4 protein-coding genes are annotated in these 20,895 nt (G+C 75.2%); 2 read left to right on the forward strand and 2 right to left on the reverse strand.

The genetic code is table 11. The features are described from left to right. Positions 1 to 12: 12 nt before the first annotated feature. On the reverse strand, positions 13 to 8,886 hold the full coding sequence (locus tag AC3CHW_RS00725; protein ID WP_488469176.1) for a type I polyketide synthase: 8,874 nt from the start codon (positions 8,884 to 8,886) through the stop codon (positions 13 to 15). 253 nt (positions 8,887 to 9,139) lie between these two features. Here AC3CHW_RS00725 and AC3CHW_RS00730 point away from each other — a divergent pair, with 253 nt between their 5' ends. Together AC3CHW_RS00730 and AC3CHW_RS00735 are read left to right on the forward strand one after the other, a co-directional pair. Next, complete coding sequence (locus tag AC3CHW_RS00730) at positions 9,140 to 9,949, forward strand: SAM-dependent methyltransferase (RefSeq protein WP_187062074.1); 810 nt, start codon at positions 9,140 to 9,142, stop codon at positions 9,947 to 9,949. Between the two features lie 740 nt (positions 9,950 to 10,689). Continuing rightward, on the forward strand, positions 10,690 to 11,451 hold the full coding sequence (locus AC3CHW_RS00735; RefSeq protein ID WP_466296481.1) for an AfsR/SARP family transcriptional regulator: 762 nt from the start codon (positions 10,690 to 10,692) through the stop codon (positions 11,449 to 11,451). Between the two features lie 367 nt (positions 11,452 to 11,818). Here the strand turns inward: AC3CHW_RS00735 and AC3CHW_RS00740 are convergent, their stop codons facing one another. Beyond that, positions 11,819 to 20,704, reverse strand: a complete 8,886-nt coding sequence (locus AC3CHW_RS00740) for a type I polyketide synthase (RefSeq protein WP_488469177.1) — start codon at positions 20,702 to 20,704, stop codon at positions 11,819 to 11,821. Between the last annotated feature and the right edge of the window lie 191 nt (positions 20,705 to 20,895).

Genomic DNA, 20,895 nt, shown 5'->3' on the forward strand with positions numbered 1-20,895 from the left:
CGTCCAGCGCATTCAGGACACCCCGAGTTCGTTGTGGATAAAGTCGAGAACCTGATCCGCGGACGCGGATTCCAGTCGTTCCGCGGCGCTGCTCTCGTTCGCCGGCTTGCGTTCGGCCTTGAGCCGGGACAGCAGGCTTTCCAGTCGGGACAGCACGGCGCCGGCGTCGTTGTCCGCCAACACCGCGTTGGTCAGGGTGTTCTCCAGTCGGGTGAGGTCGGTGAGCGCCGGTTCGGCGGTGCCGTGCGCCGGGGGCTGTGCCTCGTCGGGCACGAGCCGCTGGAGCAGGTGCGTGGCGATGCCCTCCGGTGTGGGGTGGCGGAAGATGAGGGCGGCCGGCAGACGCAGCCCGGTGGCGGCGGCGAGCCGGTTGCGCAGTTCCACGGCCGTGAACGAGTCGAAGCCGAGATCCTTGAAGCTCGCGTCCACCTGGACCGCGTCGGCGTCGGCGTGCCCGAGCACCGTGGCCGCGTGCTCCCGGACCAGGCCCAGCAGGGTGCGGTGGCGATCGTCGGCGGAGAGCCCGGCGAGTCGCGCCGCCCAGTCCACCGGCCGTCCCGCACCGACCTCGGCCGCGCTGCGGCGTCCGCGTGCGCCCGCCGCGAGCAGGCCGCGCAGGGTGGCCGGCACCGCGTCGGTGGGCAGCGCCGCCAGCGCCCGGGGGTCGATGCCCGCGGCCACCAGATGGGCGCCGCCGTGTCGGCGGGAGGCGTCCCAGAGGGTGAGCGCCTGATCGGTGGGGAGCGCCTCGATGCCGGAACGCGGCGCTGGCGTGGGCCCGCTGGCGGCCCAGGGTCCCCAGGCCACCGCGAGGCCGGGCAGGCCGAGCGTGCGCCGGTGGGCCGCCAGGGCGGCGCCGTACGCGTCCGCCGCCGCGTCCTCGGGCCGCCCGGTGACGCCGAGGGTGCCGGCGGCCGATGAGAACGTCGCGAACAGGGTGAGGGGCAGCCCGGCGGTGGCCGCGTGCAGGTGCGTGGCGGCGCCGGCCCGGGTGGCCCACGACCGGGCCAGGTGTTCGGTGGCGTCCGCGGTGGCCTCGCCGGTGGTGGTGTTCCCGTCCGTGGCTGGCCGCGCCGCCGGGGGGCTGCCCGCGGTGTGGATGACGGCGGTGAGCGGGTGTTTGGGGTCGACGGCGGCGACGAGCGCGGCCACCGCCTCGGGGTCGGCGAGGTCGGCCGACGCGAACCGCGGCGTGGCGCCCAACGCGCCCAGCCGGTCCGCGAGTTCGCCCGTCTCAGCGTCGTCCGTGCCGGGTGGGCTGACGAGCAGGAGGTGCTTGGCCTGCCCCGTACGCGCCAGGTGCTCGGCGATCAGCTCGCCCAGCGGCCCGTCGCCGCCGGTGACCAGGACCGTGCCGTCCGCGTCGAGCCCGTCGGACGCGTCCGCCGCTGGTTCGGCGGGTGCGGTGGCGCGGGTGAGGCGCGGTGCCAGCACCCGGCCGGCCCGCAGCGCGAGCCGGGGCTCGTCGAACTCGCCGGCCCGCAGCGCCACCGAGGGCAGCCCGGCGGTGTCCTCGTCGGCGTCCAGCAGCAGCAGGCGCCCGGGGTGCGCGACCTGTAGGGCGCTGACCAGCCCCCAGGCGGTGGCGCCGGCCAGGTCCTGGACGGGTTCGCCGTCGTCGGTGGCCACCGCGCCACGGGTGACGACGACGAGCCGGCGCTCGGCCAGGGCGGGGTGGGCCAGCCAGTCGCGCACCAGGCGCGACAGGTTCTCGGCCAGGCGCAGCGCGTCGGTGGGTGTGTCGGCTCGGGTGTCGGTCGGCGCGTCACCGCCGAGTGCCTGGGTCAGCACGGTCGCGGGTACGGGCGTGCCGTCGGCGGCCGAGGCCGCCAGTGCCGCCACGTCGGGGTAGCTGGTGCCGCGCGGGCCGTCGATGCCGGGCCCGGTCAGGCCGAGCCGGTCGTCGCCGAGCAGCGCCCAGTCCCCGTCGGCGGACGCGTCGGCCGCGCGCGCCGTGCCGAGTGGGGCCCAGTCCAGGGTGAACAGGCCCTCCACGCCACGGCTGGCCGCGGCGCGCAGGTGGCTCCTGTCGGCGGGTCGGGTCACCAGCGCGTCGGCGGTCAGGACGGGCGCGCCGGTCCCGTCGGTGACCGTGACGCGCAGCGCCCGCTCCCCTTCCGCCGCGTCCTGGCGTGGGCTGAGGCGTACCCGGACGCTGCGTGCCTCGCCGGCCCACAGCGTCACTCCGCTCCAACTGAACGGCATCCACACCCGCCCGTCGATGTCCTCGTCCGCCATGGGGGCGGGGACCAGGCGCGCGGGTTGGAGCGCCGCGTCCAGCAGTGCCGGGTGGATGCCGTAACCCTCGTGGTCGCCCGCCGCCTTGGGCAGCGCGACCTCGGCCAGCACCTCGTCCCCGTGCCGCCACAGGGCGCGCAGGCCCTGGAAGGCGGGCCCGTAGCCGTATCCGTCGGCGGCGCTGTCAGCGGTGAACTCGGCCAGGTCCACGGGCTCGGCGGCGGGTGGCGGCCAGGCGCCGACCGGCTGGTCGGGCTCGGCGGCCTCGGTCCGCGGCGGGCCCAGCACGCCCTCCGCGTGACACAGCCAGGGCAGGCTGGACGGTTGGGGCTCGTCGGCGCGCGAGTAGATCCGTACGTCGCGGCGGCCGTCCGGCGTGGCGTCGCCCACCACGACCTGGACGCGCAGCGCGCCAGCGGCGGGGAGGACCAGGGGCACCTGGAGGGCCAGTTCGTCCACGCCCGCACCGCCCACCTCGTCGGCGGCGCGCAGCGCCCACTCCAGCAGCACCGTGCCGGGCACCAGGGTGACGCCGGCCACCTCGTGCTCCGCGAGCCAGGCGTGGGTCCGCGTCGACAGCCGCCCGGTGAGCACGTGTGTGCTGCCGTCGGCGACCTCGACGGCGGCGCCGAGCAGCGGGTGCCCGGAGGTGGTGAGCCCGAGGTCGGCCGGGTTGCCGGCACCGCCGCTGGCCGGGGCCAGCCAGTACCGCTCGCGCTGGAAGGCGTACGTCGGCAGGTCCACGACGCGTGGCGCTGGGTCGGCGGCGAACCACCGGGACCAGTCCACCGCGACGCCGGCGGCGAACGCCTGCGCCACCGACTGGGCCAACTGCGCCGGGCCGCCCTGCTCGCGCCGGAGCGTGGGCACGGTGACGGCCGCCACGCCGGCCTCGTCGAAGGACTCCTGCAACCCCACGGTGAGGACGGGGTGGGTGCTGGCCTCGATGAACACCCGGTGGCCCGCTTCGAGCAGTCGTTGTACGGCGTCGGCGAAGCGGACCTGTTCGCGGAGGTTGGTCACCCAGTACGCGGTGGTCAGCTCCGTCGTGTCGAGGCGCTCGGCGGTGACGGTCGAGTAGAAGGCGACGTCGGAACCGGTCGGCTCGACGCCCGCGAGGAGGTCGGTCAACTCGTCGGCGATCACGTCCACTTGGGGGCTGTGCGAGGCGTAGTCCACGTCGATCAGGCGTGCCCGGCCGCCGGTCCGCTGCCAGCGTTCCACCGCGTGTCGCACCTGCTCGGGCGGGCCGGAGACGACCACGGAACCCGGGCCGTTGACGGCCGCCACGACGACGGCCGACGCCGCCGCACCCAACTCGGCCAGCCACGGCGTCGCCTCAGCCTGGCTCATGCCGAGCGAGGCCATGGCACCGCCACCGGCGAGGCGGCGCAGCGCCTTGCTCCGCAACGCCACCACCTTCGCCCCGTCCTCCAGGGACAACGCACCCGCGACGACAGCAGCCGCGATCTCACCCTGACTGTGACCCACCACGGCGGCAGGCGTCACACCCTGATCAACCCACACCGCTGCAAGGGACACCATCACCGCCCACAACACCGGCTGCACCACATCAACCCGACCCAGATCGGCGGCGTCCACCCCACCGCGCAACACCTCGGCCAGCGACCAGTCCACGTACGGCCCGAGCGCCCGCTCGCACTCGGCCACGCGGGCAGCGAACACCGGAGACGACTCCAGCAGTCCCGCGCCCATCCCCACCCACTGCGAACCCTGCCCCGGGAAGACCAGCACCGGGCCGCGCGCGGTGTTGCCGGTCGGGGGTGCGGCGGGGCCCACCACACCGGGGTAGGTTTCGCCGGCCGCGAGCGCCTCCAGGCCGACCAGCAGTTCGTCCCGGTCCTGGCCGAGCACCACGGCCCGGTGCTCGAACACCGTCCGTCGGGTCGCCAGCGAGAAGCCCACGTCGGCGAGCGAGGCGCCGGCGTCCAGGGCGGCCGGCAGCCGCTCGACCAGCGCCTTGGCCTGGCCACGCAGCGCCTGCGGGCCTCGGGCCGACAACACCCAGGGCACGACGCCGCCGCCGGCGACGGCCCGCGTCGGCGCGTCCTGTCCGGTCTGGTCCGCGCACTCCGTGTGCTCCGTGATGGGTGCCTGCTCCACGATGAGGTGGGCGTTGGTGCCGCTGATGCCGAACGAGGAGACGGCGGCCCGACGTGGGCGCTCGCCGGTGCGCCACGGCACGGGCTCGGTCAGCAGGCGGACGCCGCCGGCGGCCCAGTTCACGTGCGGGCTGGGCTCGTTCGCGTGCAGCGACGGCGGCAGCTCCGCGTGGCGCAGCGCCATCACCATCTTGATCACGCCGGCGACGCCGGCGGCGGCCTGGGTGTGACCGATGTTGGACTTGACGGAACCCAACCACAGGGGTTGGTCGTCGGCACGGCCCTGGCCGTACGTGGCCAGCAGGGCCTGTGCCTCGATCGGGTCGCCGAGGGTGGTGCCGGTGCCGTGTGCCTCGACGGCGTCCACCTCGGTCCCGGCGAGCCCCGCGTTGACCAGCGCCTGTCGGATGACGCGTTGCTGGGCGGGGCCGTTGGGCGCGGCCAGGCCGTTGCTCGCGCCGTCCTGGTTGATGGCCGAGCCACGGATGACGGCGAGCACCTCGTGGCCGTTGCGCCGGGCGTCCGAGAGCCGCTCCAGCAGGACCAGCCCCACGCCCTCGGCCCAGCCGGTCCCGTCGGCCGCGGCGGCGAACGGCTTGCACCGGCCGTCGGGGGCCAGCCCGCGCTGGCGCGAGAAGCCGGTGAACATGCCGGGCGAGGCCATCAGCGTGACGCCACCGGCCAGCGCCAGCGCGCACTCGCCCTGCCGCAGCGACTGGGCCGCCAGGTGCAGGGCCACCAGGGACGAGGAGCAGGCCGTGTCGACGGTGACGGCGGGCCCCTCCAGGCCGAAGGTGAAGGCCACCCGGCCGGAGGCCACGCTGGGTGTGACGCCGGTGAGCAGGTGGGCGTCGATGCCGCCGGCGGCCTGGTGCAGTCGCGGGCCGTAGTCCTGCGCGGTGGCGCCCACGAACACGCCGGTGTCGCTGCCGCGCAGCGCCGGGCCGTCGATGCCAGCGCGCTCGAACGCCTCCCAGGCGGCCTCCAGGAGCAGTCGCTGCTGCGGCTCGATCGCCAGCGCCTCGCGCGGGCTGATCCCGAAGAAGGCGGCGTCGAACTCGGCCGCGTCGTAGAGGAAGCCGCCCTCGCGGGCGTAGCTGGTGCCGGGGTGGTCGGCGTCGGGGTGGTAGAGGCCCGCCAGGTCCCAGCCCCGGTCGGTGGGGAACGGGCCCACGGCGTCGACCTGGCCGGCCACCAGGCGCCACAGCTCCTCGGGGGTGCTGGCGCCTCCCGGGTAGCGGCAGCTCATGGCGACGATGGCGACGGGGTCGTCGGCGCCGGCCACGGCGGGCGCCGACCGGTGCGGCTCGGGTGAGGCGGTGGGGCCGTCGCCGGTCTGGGCGCGCAGCTCGGCCGCCACGGCGGTGGGCGTGGGGTGGTCGAACGTCAGCGTGGCGGGCAGCGGCAGCCCGGCCGCGGCGCTGAGCTGTTCGCTCAGCTCGGCCGCGGCCATCGAGTCGAAGCCGAGTTCCTTGAACGTCAGGTGCGGGTCGACGGCGCTACCCGTCGCGTGGCCGAGGACCAGCGCCGCCTTGGCCCGTACGAGGTCGAGCAGTACCTGGTCGCGCTCGGCGTCGGTGAGCCCGCCCAGCCTGCTCCGCAGGGGTGAGGCGGCGGGCTCGGGCGGTGTGGGCGCGTCGGGGGCGGGTCCGGGCAGGGCGGTGCCGTTGACGCGGGCCGGGATGTGGGTGCTGCCGTGCCCGGTTCGCCGCGCGCCCGCCGGCTCGGGCTCGGCCGTCGGCCGTGGCCAGAAGCGCTGCCGCTGGAAGGCGTAGGTCGGCAGGGTCACCCGAGGGTGGCTGGCGCCGTCGAAGGTGCGCTCCCAGCGCAGCGGCACGCCCCGTACGTACGCCTGGGCCACGGCGGAGGCGAGGGTGGTGACCTCGGGGCGTTGGCGGCGGAGGGTGGCCAGGGCGGCCGGCCGCGGTCGGTCGACGCCGCCTCGTCCGGTCTCGGGCAGGGCGGTGAAGCACTCGCGGGCCATGACGGTCAGCGGCGCGTCGGGGCCGATCTCGAGGAACGTGTCGACGCCGGCCGCGTGCAGGGTGTGCACGCCGGTCATGAACCGCACGGCGCTACGGGCGTGTTCGGCCCAGTAGTCGGGCGAGCCGAGTTGTCGCGCGGTGGCCACCTCGCCGGTCACGTTCGAGACGACGTCGATGGTCGGCGGGGCGAACGTCAGGCCGGCGGCGACGGTCCGCAGCGCGTCGAGCATGCCGTCCATGTGGTGGGAGTGGAAGGCGTGGCTGACGCGCAGCCGGGACGCCTTGCGTCCACGGGCGCGCCAGGCGGCGGTCGCCTCGTCCACGGCGTCCGCGTCGCCGGAGACCACGAGCGACGCGGGCCCGTTGACGGCGGCGACGCCGAGCCGGCCCGCGTACCGCGCGAGGAGTTCGGCCGCCTCGTCCTCGCTGGCCTGCCAGGCGGCCATCGCGCCCGGTTCCGTGACGGCCTGCATCAGCCGCCCCCGGGCCGCGACCAGCGCTGCGGCGTCGGCGAGCGAGAACACCCCGGCGACGTGGGCGGCGGCGATCTCGCCCACCGAGTGGCCCAGCACGTAGTCCGGCGTCAGGCCCCAGGACTCGACGAGCCGGTAGAGGGCGACCTCGATCGCGAACAGGGCCGCCTGGGTGTACGCGGTCTGGTCGAGCGCGCTGGGTGCCGCGTCCGGCGCGTCGGGGGCATCGGGCGCGTCCGACGCGTCGAGTGCGTCCGGCGCGGTGAACAGGATCTCGCGCAGCGGTCGGTCCAGGTGGCCGTCGAGGCAGTCGAGGGCCGCGTCCAGGGCGGTGGCGAAGGCCGGGTAGGTGTCGTACAGCTCGCGGCCCATGTTCAGCCGCTGGCTGCCCTGGCCGCTGAAGAGCAGCGCGACCTTGCCGCCGGTGGTCCGGCCGCGAGCCAGGCCGGGGGCGTCCGCGCCGCGCTCGGCCGCGTCCAACAGGGCCAGCAGTTCGTCCCGCTCGTGTCCGTGCAGCACGGCGCGGTGGGCGAAGGCCGTACGGCGGGTGGCGAGCGCGTGCCCGACGGCCGCCGGGTCCGCGTCGGGCTCGTCGGCCAGGTGCGCGCGCAGCCGCGCGGCCTGGGCGCGCAGCGCCTGCTCGGTCCTGCCCGACAGCGTCCAGGCGACGGGGGCGGGGCTCCGGTGGGCGCGGCGCGTCGGGGTGGGCGCGGCGGTGAGCGGCGACGGGGTCGGCTCGGGCTCGGGTGCCTCGGTGAGCACCAGGTGGGCGTTGGTGCCGCCCATGCCGAAGGCGCTGACGCCGGCGACCAGGGGCTGGTCGGCCCGTGGCCACGGGCCGAGCTCCCGCTGTACCTCAAGTCCCAGGGTGGCCAGCGGGATGCGCGGATTGGGTGTGGCGTAGTTCAGGCTCGGCGGCAGCGCGCGGTGCGTGAGGGCGAGCGCCACCTTGAGCAGCCCGACCATTCCGGCGGCGGACTCCAGGTGGCCGACGTTCGTCTTCGCGGAGCCTACGCGCAACGGCGCCGTGGCCGACCGGTCCCGGCCCAGCGCGGCGCCGAGGGCCGCGGCCTCGATCGGGTCGCCGACGGGCGTGCCGGTGCCGTGCAGCTCCACGTACTGGACGTCGGCGGTGGCCGTCTCCGCCTGTTCGTAGGCGCGGCGCAGCACGTCTTCCTGGGCGCCCTGGCTGGGTGCGGTGAGCCCGTCGGTGGCGCCGTCGTTGTTGAGTGCGCTGGCCCGGATGACGCAGTAGACCGGGTCGCCGTCGCGCAGCGCCGCCTCCAGGGGGCGCAGCAGCACCGCGCCGCCGCCCTCGCCCCGTACGAACCCGTTCGCCCGGGCGTCGAAGGTGTGGCACCTGCCGTCCGGGGAGAGTCCGCCGAACTGGGCGGTGGCCGCGTCCATGCTGTCCTCGCTGAGGATCAGGTTGACGCCGGCGGCCAGCGCTCGGGTGCACTCGCCGCGGCGCAGGCTCTCGCAGGCCAGGTGCACGGCCACCAGCGCGGAGGACTGGGCCGTGTCGACGGCCAGGCTGGGGCCGCGGAGCCCGAGTCCGTAGGAGACGCGGTTGGCGATGGCGCTGCGGTGCAGGCCGGTCATCGGGTAGCGGTTGTCCGCGAGTGCGCCGTGCCGGCGCAGCAGGGCGGCGTACTCGTCCCACATGGCGCCCACGAAGACGCCGGTGCGGCTGCCCGCGAGGGTCTCGGGGAGGGTGCCCGCGTCCTCCAGCGCCTCCCAGGCCAGCTCCAGCATCAGTCGCTGCTGGGGGTCCATGGCGAGCGCCTCGCGCGGCGCGATGCCGAAGAATTCGGCATCGAATGTGTCCACGCGGTCCAGGAATCCGCCCCAGCGAATGGAACGGGCCCGCTCGGTCGCGCCGTTCGCCGCGTCGACGCTTTCCGCGTACCGGCGGTCGTCCGGCATCGCGGAAATCGCGCTTTCACCATTGCGTAACAGTCGCCAGAATTCCCGGGGGCTCGCCGCCCGTGGAAATCGGCAGGCGAGGCCCACGACGGCGATGGGAGTTACGGACCGGGGTGACCGGGTGGGATCGGTGCTAGCCATCACGCCTCGTACGGAGCTCAGCAGGAAAAGACTTCCGGTCGTCATGGGTCATTGGCGGCACTCCGCTCCGGACTTGAGTGATCGGTGCGAGCACGTCGCCAGCGTGGTCTGCCTCTCTAAAGGCACGCCAAACAGGTCGCGGCCGGTGACTTTAGCCCGGTGTTATCGCGCCACTGGACCATCAGCTCACGAGTGGGCCCCGTGGCGGCCCCTTGACGGCCAGCCGGGTCGCCGAGCACACAGGAGGAGAGTCATGTCCCAAGCGTCCGTTCCGCCGAGCGGCCAGGTGTCCGACTACTACAGCTCGCTGGGTCCGCTGCTCCAGATGGCGTGGGACGACAACTTCCACTTCGGGTACTGGGAGAACGCCGAGGACACGGCCACCGTCGAGGAGGCCACCGACCGGTTCACCGACCTGCTCATCGAGCGGCTCCGCGTGGGGCCCGGCGACCGGGTGCTGGACGTGGGCTGCGGCATCGGCAAGCCGGCGATGCGCGTGGCGACCTCGACCGGGGCCGACGTACTGGGCATCACCATCAGCGAGCAGCAGGTCAAGCAGGGCCTTGAGCGGGCGGCAGCGGCGGGCAGGTCGGACCAGGTGAGGTTCCAGTTCGCGGACGCCATGGCGATGCCCTTCGACGCGGAGTCCTTCGAGGCCATCCTGGCCTTCGAGTCGATCAACCACATGGAACGGCTGACGGCGCTGCGCGAGATGACGCGGGTGCTGGTGCCGGGCGGCCGGGTTGTGCTGACCGACGTGACCCCGCCCGAGGACGGCAGCTACCAGGAGCCCACCGATCCGTCCGTCGTGTCCTCGCTGGTCAGGCTGGAGGACTGGCCTGAGCTGATCAGCGCGGCCGGGCTGGTCCTCGACGAGGTCAAGGACGTCACCGAGAACACCAAGGACACGGCCAACCGGATGATCGACGGCATCCTGCGCTGCCGCAAGGACTTCGAGGCCACGCACGGGATCTCGGTCCAGGAGGTGTTCGACGCGGCCAAGGAGGCGCTGCCGACGGTGCCGAGCGCCGGATGCGTGATCGTGGTCGCGCACAAGCCCTGAGACACCCCTACCGGACCGCGCCACCGCCCCACCGACCCCGAGTGCGGCGCGGCCGGGGCCTGAGCCTTCGGCGCCGGCACGCGGCGTGCCGGCGCCGAAGGCCACCCCCCTAGCGCCCCCGACAGCCGGCCCGCGTCCTGGCTGACCAGGCATCACCCGCGGCGCCACACGCGTAGCGTCAGCACCCCCAGCACCCCCCGCACTCCCGGTCGCCCACCACTCCCACCAGCCCAGCGGCCCGGTTCACCCGTCACTCCCCCAGCGTGCGCGGCGCTCCCGCGATGACTCCGTTTCACCCCTAGGGGGGTGCGGAGTAGGCAACTGGGGCCGGGGTCTGCCGGACAGGGGTGCATTAATCTGTCCGGCGTTGACGAGCGGCGTATCGTCATTCCTGGAGACAGCGCCCGATGGGTGCGGTTTCCCGATTCCCGGCAAGCGAACGGAACAACTCGCAAAGGCGTTTCAGTCACCCGCGAAGAGCCGGTTCGCTTTGCCACCCGGCCGTCGAGGAAACCGCCATAGAGACGGGGGATATGTGGCTTCGGTGTTGCATGACGTAAACCAACGGAAACGGCCCTGCGAGGCCAGAGGGACCGGCCCACAGGCAGGTGTCCGCTGCGGTCCCACGATCCGTACGTCGACCTGGGTCGACGCTCGCTCGCACACCGCCAAGAGTCCGTCATCGGAATACGACAATTCACCGCTTTCAGCGACTGGGACACGCCGTGCGATATGAAATCATGGGGCCTCTCCGCGTGGTCGACGGGGAGGAGAAGTCTTCCATCAGGGCGCGGAAGATAGAGGTGTTACTCACCGTTCTCCTCGTCCGCTCGGACCAGGTGGTCCCCGTCGACCATCTCATCACGGAGATCTGGGGCGAGGAGCCCCCGCGCCGCGTCATCGCCGGGCTCCACGTGTACATCTCGCAGATCCGCAAGTTCCTCAACCGCCCCGACCGCGACGAGAGCCCGGTGCTCACGCGCCCGCCCGGCTACGTCCTGCGCCTGGGCTCCGACGAGTTGGACATCCGACACTTCGAGCGCCTGGTGAACGACGGGCGCCACCACTCCCGAGCCCACCGCTACGGACAGGCGGCCCACAGCTTCGAGAGCGCCCTCGCCCTGTGGCGCGGGCCACTGCTCGACGACGTGTGTTGCGGCCCCATCCTGGAGGGCTTCCAGACCTGGCTGTACGAGGCCCGGTTGGAGTGCGTCGAGATGCTGATGGACGCCCGGCTCATGCTGGGCCGGCACCGCGAACTGGTCAGCGACCTCTACCAGTTGGCGACGGAGCACCCGCTCAGGGAGGCGCTGCACCGCCAACTCATGCTGGCGCTCTACCGTTCCGGTCGCCGCGCCGACGCGCTGCACGTCTACCAGTCGGCCCGTAAGACGCTCAACGAGGAGCTGGGCCTCGAACCGTGCCGCGACCTCCAGGCACTCCAACAGGCCATCCTCACCTCGGACGATCGCCTGGAACTCCCGATGCCACTGCCCGCCTGACCATCTGCCCACCTGACTGCCTGACTCTCGTCTGCCCCTATGAGCGACTGACCGCCTGCTCGCCTCTCTCGTTCGCCCGCCGACGCGCACGCCACCGCCGACGCGCACGCCACCGTCGGCGCGGGTCCGACGCCCGACGCCGCGGCGCGGTACCCGGCGAGCGCGGCAGGCCCGACGACGCCACGTCCGCACCCAGCGCGTCGCCGCCCCTCCCCGGCCGGCGGCCACCGACCCCACCGGTGGCCGCCGGCCCTCCGGCGTCCGGGCCCGTGTCCCACGCTGCCGGGGTGTGCCCGCCGGGGCGCGTGCGGGCCGGGCCTCCGCAGCGCGGTGTCGCGGAGGCAGGGCGGCCTCGACCGACTGTCGCTCATTCGCGCTGGTCGAACAGCGCGAACAACTCCTCGTCCGTCACGGCTTCGCTCCTCGACCAGGCGGCTGCCGTGTCCATCCCCGCCGTATGGGCCGCGGACAGCAGCGCCCGGAGCTGGGCCGTGACCCGCTCGTACCCCTCCGGCTCCGAGGCCGCCGCCGCGACCGCCGGCCGCAGCGCGGCCAGCCGCTCCGCGACGGGGTCCGGTGACGCGGCGCCCTCGGCATGGGTGCTGAGCGCGCGCAGGAGGTGGGAGGCGAGCGCCGCCGGCGTGGGGTGCTCGAAGGTGGCCGTGGCGGGCAGCCGCACTCCGGTGGCGACGTGCAGTTGGTTACGCAACTCCACCCCGGCCAGCGAGTCGAAGCCGATCTCCTTGAAGCCGTGCTCGGGATCGATAGCGGTCGAGTCGGTGTGGCCGAGCACGGCGGCGGTCACGTCGCGCACCAACGCGCGGGCGGCCTCCGCCCGTTGCCCCTCCGGCAGGGCGGCGAACCGGTCGGCCCAGGCGTCCGGCGCGGGGTCCGTGCGCGCGCCGCCCGGGCTGGGCCGTCGCGCCGGGGTGCCGACCAGGCCGCGCAGCATGACGGGCGCCTGCTCGGGGTGGGCCCGGAACCTGGCCAGGTGGAACGCCGCCGGCACGAGGAGCGCGTGCGGGTTGGCGAGCGCCGCGTCGAGCAGGGCGAGGCCGCGCTCCACCGCGAGCGGGGCGACCCCGGCGCGGGCCCACCGCGTGCGGTCGGCGTTGGTGAGCGCGCCGACCATGCCCTGCGGGGCGTCCCACAGGCCCCAGGCCAGGGATGTCGCGGGCAGTCCACGGGCCGCGCGGTGTGCGGCCAGCGCGTCGAGGAAGGTGTTGCCCGCCGCGTAGTTGGCCTGCCCCGCGGCCCCGGTCAGGCCCGCCAACGAGGAGAAGAGCACGAACGCGGCCAGCGGACGGCCCTCGGTCGACCGATGCAGGTTCCAGGCGGCGTCCGCCTTGGGCCGCAGCACCACCGCGAGCCGCTCGGGGGTGAGCGTGTCGAGGGTGCCGTCGTCGACGACGCCGGCCGCGTGCACCACCGCGGTCAGCGGGTGGGCGCTGGGAACGGTGGCCAGCAGCCGGGCGAGCGCCCCCTCGTCCGCGGCGTCCACGGCCGACACGGTCACCCGCGCGCCCCGCTCGGCGAGTTCGGCCGTGAGCCGGCGCGCGCCGGGCGCCTCCGGGCCGCGACGGCTGAGCAACAACAGGTGCCGCACCCCGTGCGCGGTCACCAGGTGGCGGGCCACCAGCGAGCCCAACCCGCCGGTCCCGCCCGTGACGAGGACGGTCCCGTGCGGGTCGAACGCGACCGCGACACCCTCAGCGGCCTCCCCCGTCCGGGCCGTCCCGGCGTCCCGGGCCGCGCTGCCCGCCGCCGCCTCGTCGCACGCTCGGGGGTCGGCGATGTCGCGGGTGGCACCGCGCGGTGGCGGGGACCCGGCGACCGGCGGTTCCGCCGCGACCGCCGCCCTCGGCAGGTGCGCCAGGCGCGGTACGAGGAGGCGGCCGGCTCGCACCGCGAGCTGCGGTTCGCCGCTGGCGAGGGCCGCGGACAGGAGGGCGTCGTCGCCGGTCGGTTCGAGGTCGAGCAGGGTGACACGGCCCGGATGTTCGGTCTGCGCGCTACGGAGGAGTCCCCACAACGGGGCGGCGGCGAGTGCCGTCACGTCCTCGCCCGGGCGGGTCGCGATAGCCCCACGGGTGGCGACCACCAACCGCGCCTTCGCGAAGCGGTCGTCGCTCAGGAACCGCTGGACGAGTGCCAACACGCGCTCCGCCATGCGGTGCGCGGCCGGCACCGGGTCGGCTTCGCCGGGCTCGGCCCACACCCTGGCGAGAACCACCTCGGCGTCCGGCGTGACGTCCAGAGCCAGTGCCCCGCCCGCCCGTGCTTGCGCGCATGGCTGCTGGGGCGCTGTCCGTACGGGAGGCCGCGTGGAGGCCGCGGCCTCCCGTGGGGGGTTGGTCGGCGTCTCAGGCCCGGTCTGGCCGACCGTCGTCTCCGGACGCACCACACCGTCGGCTCCGGGGCCGTGCGCGTCGGCCGAGACGGTGAGCCGCACCATCGCGGGTGCGGGTGTGTCGGCGGTGGGGGCGGGCAGCGGCTCCCAGGCGACGGTGTACAGCGGCAGCGGGCCGCTCCCCTGGCCGCGCCCGGCGGCGGCGAGCTTGGCGGTGCGTACGGGCCGCAGGGTGAGGGACCGTACGGAGGCCACGGGCGCCCCGGTCAGGTCCGTGACCGTCAGGGCCACGGTGTCCGGGCCGGTGGGGTGGAGGCGGGCGCGAAGCTCGGTCGCGCCGGTGGCGTGCGCGGTGACGCCGGCCCAGGCGAACGGGAGCCAGACCTCGTCGGGATCGCCCGCGCGCGTGGCGTCCGCGACCAGTGGGTGGAGCACGGCGTCCAACAGGGCGGGGTGGATCGCGCACCGTTCGGCGACCGCGGACTGGTCCGTGGGGAGCCGCACCTCGACGTAGTGGTCCCGGCCGTGTCGCCAGCAGGCCGTGAGGTTGCGGAAGGCCGGGCCGTAGTCGTACCCCCGGTCGGTCAGTCGGGCGTACACGTCGACCACCGCGACGGGCGTGGCCTCGGCAGGTGGCCAGGCGGCGGGTTGGTCGGCGGACTTCTCCTCCCAGGTGTCCGGCGCCTGGGGGCCGAGCGCGCCCGAGGCGTGGCGCGTCCAGGGGCCCGGCTCGCCGTCGGGCGCGTCCGCGCGGGCGTACAGGGCCAGCGGGCGCTGGCCGGAGGCGTCGGGGGCGCCGACGGTGACCTGGATCTGGAGCCCGCCGCTGGCCGGCAGCGGCAGCGGGGTCTCCAGGGTGAGGTCGACGACCCGCGCGGCACCGACGTGCCGGGCCGCGGCCTGGGCCAGCTCCAGGAAGGCGGTGCCGGGGACGATGGCGCGCTCGCCGATGGTGTGGTCGGCCAGCCAGGGGTGGCCGGCGACCGAGAGGCGGCCGGTGAGCACGGCTTCGTCCCGGTCGGCGAGCGACACCGCGGCCGACAACCAGAGGTGCTCCGCGCTCTCCAACCCGAGGCCGCGCGGGTCCGTGCGGGGCTGCTGGGCGAGCCAGTAGTGGTCGCGCTGGAACGCGTACGTGGGCAACTCCGCCCGCCGCGCGCCGGGGAAGAACCTGGTCAGGTCCAGCGGCGCGCCGTGTGCGTGCGCGCGTCCGAGGCCGGCGACGAGCGTTTCGGCCTCCGGGCGCCCGGCGCGCAGCAGCGCGTGGGCGGTGGACGACTGACTGTGGAACGATTCGGCCGCCATGGCCGTGAGGACGGCGTCGGGGCCGACCTCGACGAAGACGGTGGTGCCGCGCTCTTCGAGGGTGCGGATGGCGTCGAGGAACCGTACGGGCTCGCGCACCTGGCGCACCCAGTAGTCGGGCGAGGTCAGCTCCGCCGCCGTCGCGAGTCGCCCGGTGAGCGTGGAGACGAGGGGGCGGCTCGGTGCCCGGAGGTCGAGGCGGGCCAGGACGTCACGGAACGGGGCGAGCGCCGCGTCCATGTGCGGGGAGTGGAAGGCGTGACTGACGCGCAGGCGGCGGGTCTTGCGGCCTCGCGCGCGCCAGCGGTCGGCGACCTCGGTGGCGGCCTCCTCGTCTCCGGAGATCACCACGGCGGTGGGCCCGTTGACGGCGGCGACGGTCACCCGGTCGGTGTGCTCGGCCAGCGACCGCACCACCTCGGCCTCGGTTGCCTGCACGGCGATCATCGCGCCCCCCGGGCGGGCCGCCTGCATGAGTCGGCCCCGGGCGGCGACCAGCGTCGCGGCGTCGGCGAGCGAGAGCACGCCGGCGAGGTGGGCGGCGGCGAGTTCGCCGACGGAGTGCCCGGCGAGCGCGTCGGGCGTGAGCCCGTACTGCTCAAGGAGGTGGAACAGGGCCACCTCGTGGGCGAAGAGCGCCGGCTGGGCGTACGCCGTCTGGTGCAGCTCGGCTTCCGGCGCAGCGCCGGGCGTCGCCCCGGGTGGGTGGTCGCGGGCGAACATGACCTCGCGCAGTGGGCGGTCCAGGTGCTCGTCGAACGCGCCGCACACCGTCTCCAGGGACCGCGCGAACACCGGGTACGCCGCTGCCAACTCCCGTCCCATGCCCGGATGCTGGGCGCCCTGGCCGGTGAACAGGAAGGCGGTGGCGCCGGCGTGGGAGGCGTCGCCGCGCACCAGGTGGGGCACGTTCCCGCCGCGGGCCAAGGCGTCGAGGCCGGTGTGGAACTCCTCGGACGTCGCGCCGAACACGATCGCGCGCCGTTCGAAGGCGGTACGGGTCGTGGCGAGCGAGTAGCCCACGTCGGCCGGGGCCGCGGTGGGGTGGTGGGCGTGGAACTCCCGCAGGCGCGCCGCCTGTTCCCGCAGGGCGCGGTCGTTGCGGGCCGAGATCAGCCAGGGCAGCGGGGCTGCCTCGCGCACGGGGGCGTCAGCCGGGGTGGGCGGCGCCGCACTGGCCTCGGTTTCGGGGGTGGCGGGCGGCGGTTCTTCGAGCACCACGTGGGCGTTGGTGCCGCTGATGCCGAACGACGAGACGGCAGCCCGGCGCGGCCGGTCGGTGTGTGGCCACGCGCGCGCCTCGGTGAGCAGGGCCACGCTTCCGGTGTCCCAGTCGACGTGGGGTGTGGGCTCGCGGGCGTGCAGGGTGCGGGGCAGCAGGCCGTGCCGCATGGCCTCGACCATCTTGATGATGCCGCCGACGCCGGCGGCTGACTGGGTGTGGCCGAGGTTGGACTTGAGGGAGCCCAGGTAGACGGGCTCCGCCTCGCGCCGGTCGCGGCCGTAGGTGGCGAGTACGGCCTCGGCCTCGATGGGGTCACCCAGCGCGGTGCCGGTGCCGTGGGCCTCGACCACGTCGACGTCGCCGGTGCCCAGGCCGGCGTCGGCGAGTGCCTGGTGGATGACGCGCTGCTGGGCCGGACCGTGGGGCGCGGTGAGGCCGTTGGACGCCCCGTCCTGGTTGACCGCGGTGCCGCGTACGACGGCGAGCACGCGGTGGCCGTTGCGGTGCGCGTCCCGTACGCGTTCGAGCATGAGGAGCCCGACGCCCTCGGCCCATCCGGTGCCGTCGGCGCCCGCGCCGAAGGGTTTGCAGCGCCCGTCGGGCGACAGGCCGCGTTGCCGGGAGAACTCGAGGAACATGCCCGGCGTCGCCATCACGGTCACGCCGCCGGCCAGGGCGAGTTCCGTCTCGCCCTGGCGCAGGGAGCGCACCGCCAGGTGGAGGGCGACCAGCGAGGAGGAACAGGCGGTGTCCACGGTGACGGCGGGGCCGGTCAGGCCCAGGTGGTAGGCGATGCGCCCGGACAGGACGCTGGTGTGGCCGCCGGTGAGCAGGTGCCCCTCGACACCCCGCGGGGCGTCGTGCATGCGCGGGCCGTAGTCGAGTGCGGTGCCGCCGACGAAGACGCCGGTGGCGCTGGAGCGCAGCGCGGTGGGGTCGATGCCGGTACGTTCGGCCGCCTCCCAGGCCACTTCGAGCAGCAGCCGTTGTTGGGGGTCCATGCCGCGGGCCTCGCGCGGCGAGATGCCGAAGAAGGCCGCGTCGAAGCCGCCGGCGTCGTGCAGGAACCCGCCTTGCCTGGCGTAGCTCTTACCCGGCCGCTCCGGGTCCGGGTCGTACAGCTCCTCGTCCCAGCCGCGCCCGGTGGGGAAGCCGGTGATCGCGTCCCGTCCCTCGGCGACCAGCCGCCACAGGTCGGCGGGCGAGGCGACCTCGCCGGGGTAGCGGCAGGCCATGCCGACGATGGCGATGTCGTCGCGGGCCACCTCGGCCGGGGCGGGGCGGCTGCGGGGCACGGCCAGAGGGCTGGGGGCGTCGCGCGCGGCGGGGGCCAGGGCGGTGCTGAGGTGGCGCTCCAGGTGCTCGATGGTGGGGTGGTCGAAGAGCAGCGAGGAGGGCAGCCGGAGCCCGGTGGCCCGGCCGAGCCGGTTGCGCAGGTCGATGGCGCCCAGCGAGTCGAAGCCCAGGTCCTTGAAGGTCCGCCGGGCGTCGACGTCGTCCGGTTCGTACGCCAGGACCTGGGCGACCTGGGCGCGGATGAGGGCGGCCACGGCCCGGCGTCGGTCGTCCCCGGCTGGCGCGGTGAGCTGGGCGCGCCGCGGGCCGTCGGCGTCTTCTGGTTCGGGCGTCTCGTACGCCTCGTGGCTGTGCCCGCCGGGCCAGTAGCGCTGCCGCTGGAAGGGGTAGGTGGGCAGGTCGGTGCGGGTGGCGTCGGTGTCGCGGAAGGGGACGGTCCAGTCGACGGTGACACCGTGCACGTACGCCTCGGCCAGCGAGGTCAGGAAGCGGTGCGGGCCGCTCTCGCCCCGGCGCAGGGAGCCGATGGCCGCCGTGTGTTCGGCGCCGCGCGCCTCGGCGCTCTGCTCGATGCCGTGCACGAGCACGGGGTGCGGGGACAGTTCGATGAACACGGCGTCGCCCGCGTCGAGCACCGCGTCGACGGTCTGCGCGAAGCGGACGGTCCCGCGCAGGTTCTCGTACCAGTACCCGGGGTCGAGTTCGGTGCCGCGCAGGGGCTGTGCCGTGACCGTGGAGTAGAGCGGGATCGTCGCCGGGCGTGGCGCGATGTCGGCCAGCGCTCGCACCAGCCGTGGGCGTACCGGTTCGACCTGGGCCGAGTGGGACGCGTAGTCCACCGGGATGCAGCGGGCGCGCACGCCGTCGGCGACGCACCGGGCCACGAGTTCGGTGGCGGCGTCGGCCTCGCCGGAGACGACGACGGACGCGGGGCCGTTGACGGCGGCCAGCGACAGTCGGCCGTCCCAGGCCGCGATCAGCTCGGTGGCCGCGTCGGGGCCCAGCGCCAGCGAGACCATGGCGCCGCCGCCGGCGATGGCGCCGATGACCTGGGAGCGCAGCGCCACCACGCGGGCCGCGTCGCGCAGCGACAGGGCGCCGGCCACGCAGGCGGCGGCCGTCTCGCCCTGGGAGGCGCCGATGACGGCCGACGGCACCACGCCGTGGTCCTGCCACAGGGCGGCCAGGGAGACCATCACGGCGAACAGCGCGGGCTGTACGACGTCCACGCGCGCCAGCGGGGGCGCGCCGGGCGCCTGGCGCAGCACGGCTTCCAAATCCCAGTCCACGAACTCGGAGAGGGCCTCGGCGCACTCGGCCATCCGGCGGGCGAAGATCGGTGCGTGGTCCCACAGTTCGGTGGCCATGCCGGCCCACTGCGAGCCCTGGCCGGGAAAGACGAAGACCACCCGCTGGCCGGCCGGCCCGGCTCCGCCCACCGGGGGTTCGACCAGGTCCGGCGCCGACTCGCCGCGCGCCAGTGCGGCGAGGGCCGCGGCGCGGCGCGCGGGGTCGGCGGCGACGATGACCGCCCGGTGCTCGAAGGGGGTGCGCCCGGCGGCGAGGGACCAGCCGACGTCGCACGGCCGCGGCGCCGGATCGTCCGCGACGCGGTCGGCCAGCCGCCGGGCCTGTGCGCGCAGCGCGCGCGGGTCGCGGCCGGAGAGCGCCCAGGGCAGCCAGGTCGGGGCCGCCGGCGCCGTGTCCGTCTGGCGGGCGGCGCGGGGGCGGGCGGCTGACGCTGCTACCGGGTGGGCGGACGCGGGTGGCGGCGCCGTGGTGTGGGCGCGGGCGGGCGGGGCCTCGCCGAGCACCACGTGGCAGTTGGTGCCGCCCATGCCGAAGGCGCTCACGCCGGCCACCAGCGGGCCGTCCTGCGCGGGCCAGGGTTCCGCCTCGCGTTGGACGGCGAGGCCGAGTTCGGCCAGTGGGATGTCCGGGTGCGGGGTGCGGAAGTTGAGGCTGGGCGCGAGGCGCCGGTGGTGGAGGCTGAGCAGCGTCTTGACCAGCCCGACGAGCCCCGCGGAGCCTTCCAGGTGGCCCACGTTGGTCTTGGCCGAGCCGACGCGCAGCGGTGCCCGCGCGGGGGGCCCGTCGGCGCGGGCGGCCCCGAGGGCCGCGGCCTCGATCGGGTCGCCGACGGGCGTGCCCGTGCCGTGCAACTCGACGTACTGGGCGTCGGCGGGGGTCAGCCCCGCGCGGGCGTAGGCCAGGCGGAGCACCTGTTCCTGGGCGGCCCGGCTCGGCACGGTCAGGCCGGTGGAGGTGCCGTCGTTGTTGACGGCGCTGCCGCGGATGACGCCGTAGACGCGGTCGCCGTCGGCTACGGCGCGGCGCAGCGGCTTGAGGACCGCGACGCAGCCGCCCTCGCCGCGCACGTAGCCGTTGGCCCGGGCGTCGAAGACGTAGCAGCGGCCGTCGGGTGAGAGGGCGCCGAGTCGCTCGGAGGTCGCCGTGCTGTCGCTGGTGAGGATGAGGTTGACGCCGCCGACGAGGGCGAGTTCCGACTCGCCGGTGCGCAGGCTGGTGGCGGCCAGGTGGGCGGCGACCAGGGAGGAGGACTGGCCCGCGTCGAGGGTGAGGCTCGGGCCGCGCAGGCCGAGGAGGTAGGACACACGGTTGGCGAGGAGGCTGCGGTGGGTGCCGGTCATGGAGTGGCGGGAGACGGCCTCGGGGTCGCCGTGGTGCAGCACGCTGGCGTAGTCGCTCCACATGGCGCCGACGTACACCCCGGTCGGGCTGTCGCGGAGCGTGTCGGCCACGATCGCGGCGTCCTCCAGGGCCTCCCAGGCCAGTTCGAGGACGAGGCGCTGTTGGGGGTCCATGGCCACGGCCTCGCGGGGCGAGATGCCGAAGAAGGCCGGGTCGAAGGCGTCCACCTGGTCCAGGTAGCCGCCGAGTGGCCCGCGCTGGCCGGGGGCGACGGCGAGGCTGGGCCGTCGCTGTGCGGGGGGCTCGCCGATCGCGTGTCGCCCCTCGGTGAGCAGTCGCCAGAAGGCCGCGGGCCCGGGTGCCCCGGGCAACCTACAGGCCAGTCCGACGACGGCGACCGGTTCTTCCTGCGCTCCGCCCGTCACTGAACGTCCCTCCCCCGCCGTGCCGTGAGTGGAGGCTGACGGGCCGGGGCCCGTGGCACACGCGCCGCAGCGCGCCGGATGGTTCCTGGGGGTCGGCTGCCAGCTCTCCGCGCATCACCCCACCCTTCAGGGTGATCACTCTCTGCCTTCAGATGCTCACACGGAGGTAGGGAAAAAATCGCCTCCCTGGC

The organism is Streptomyces sp. MGP-BFMKR1 (assembly GCF_057766585.1).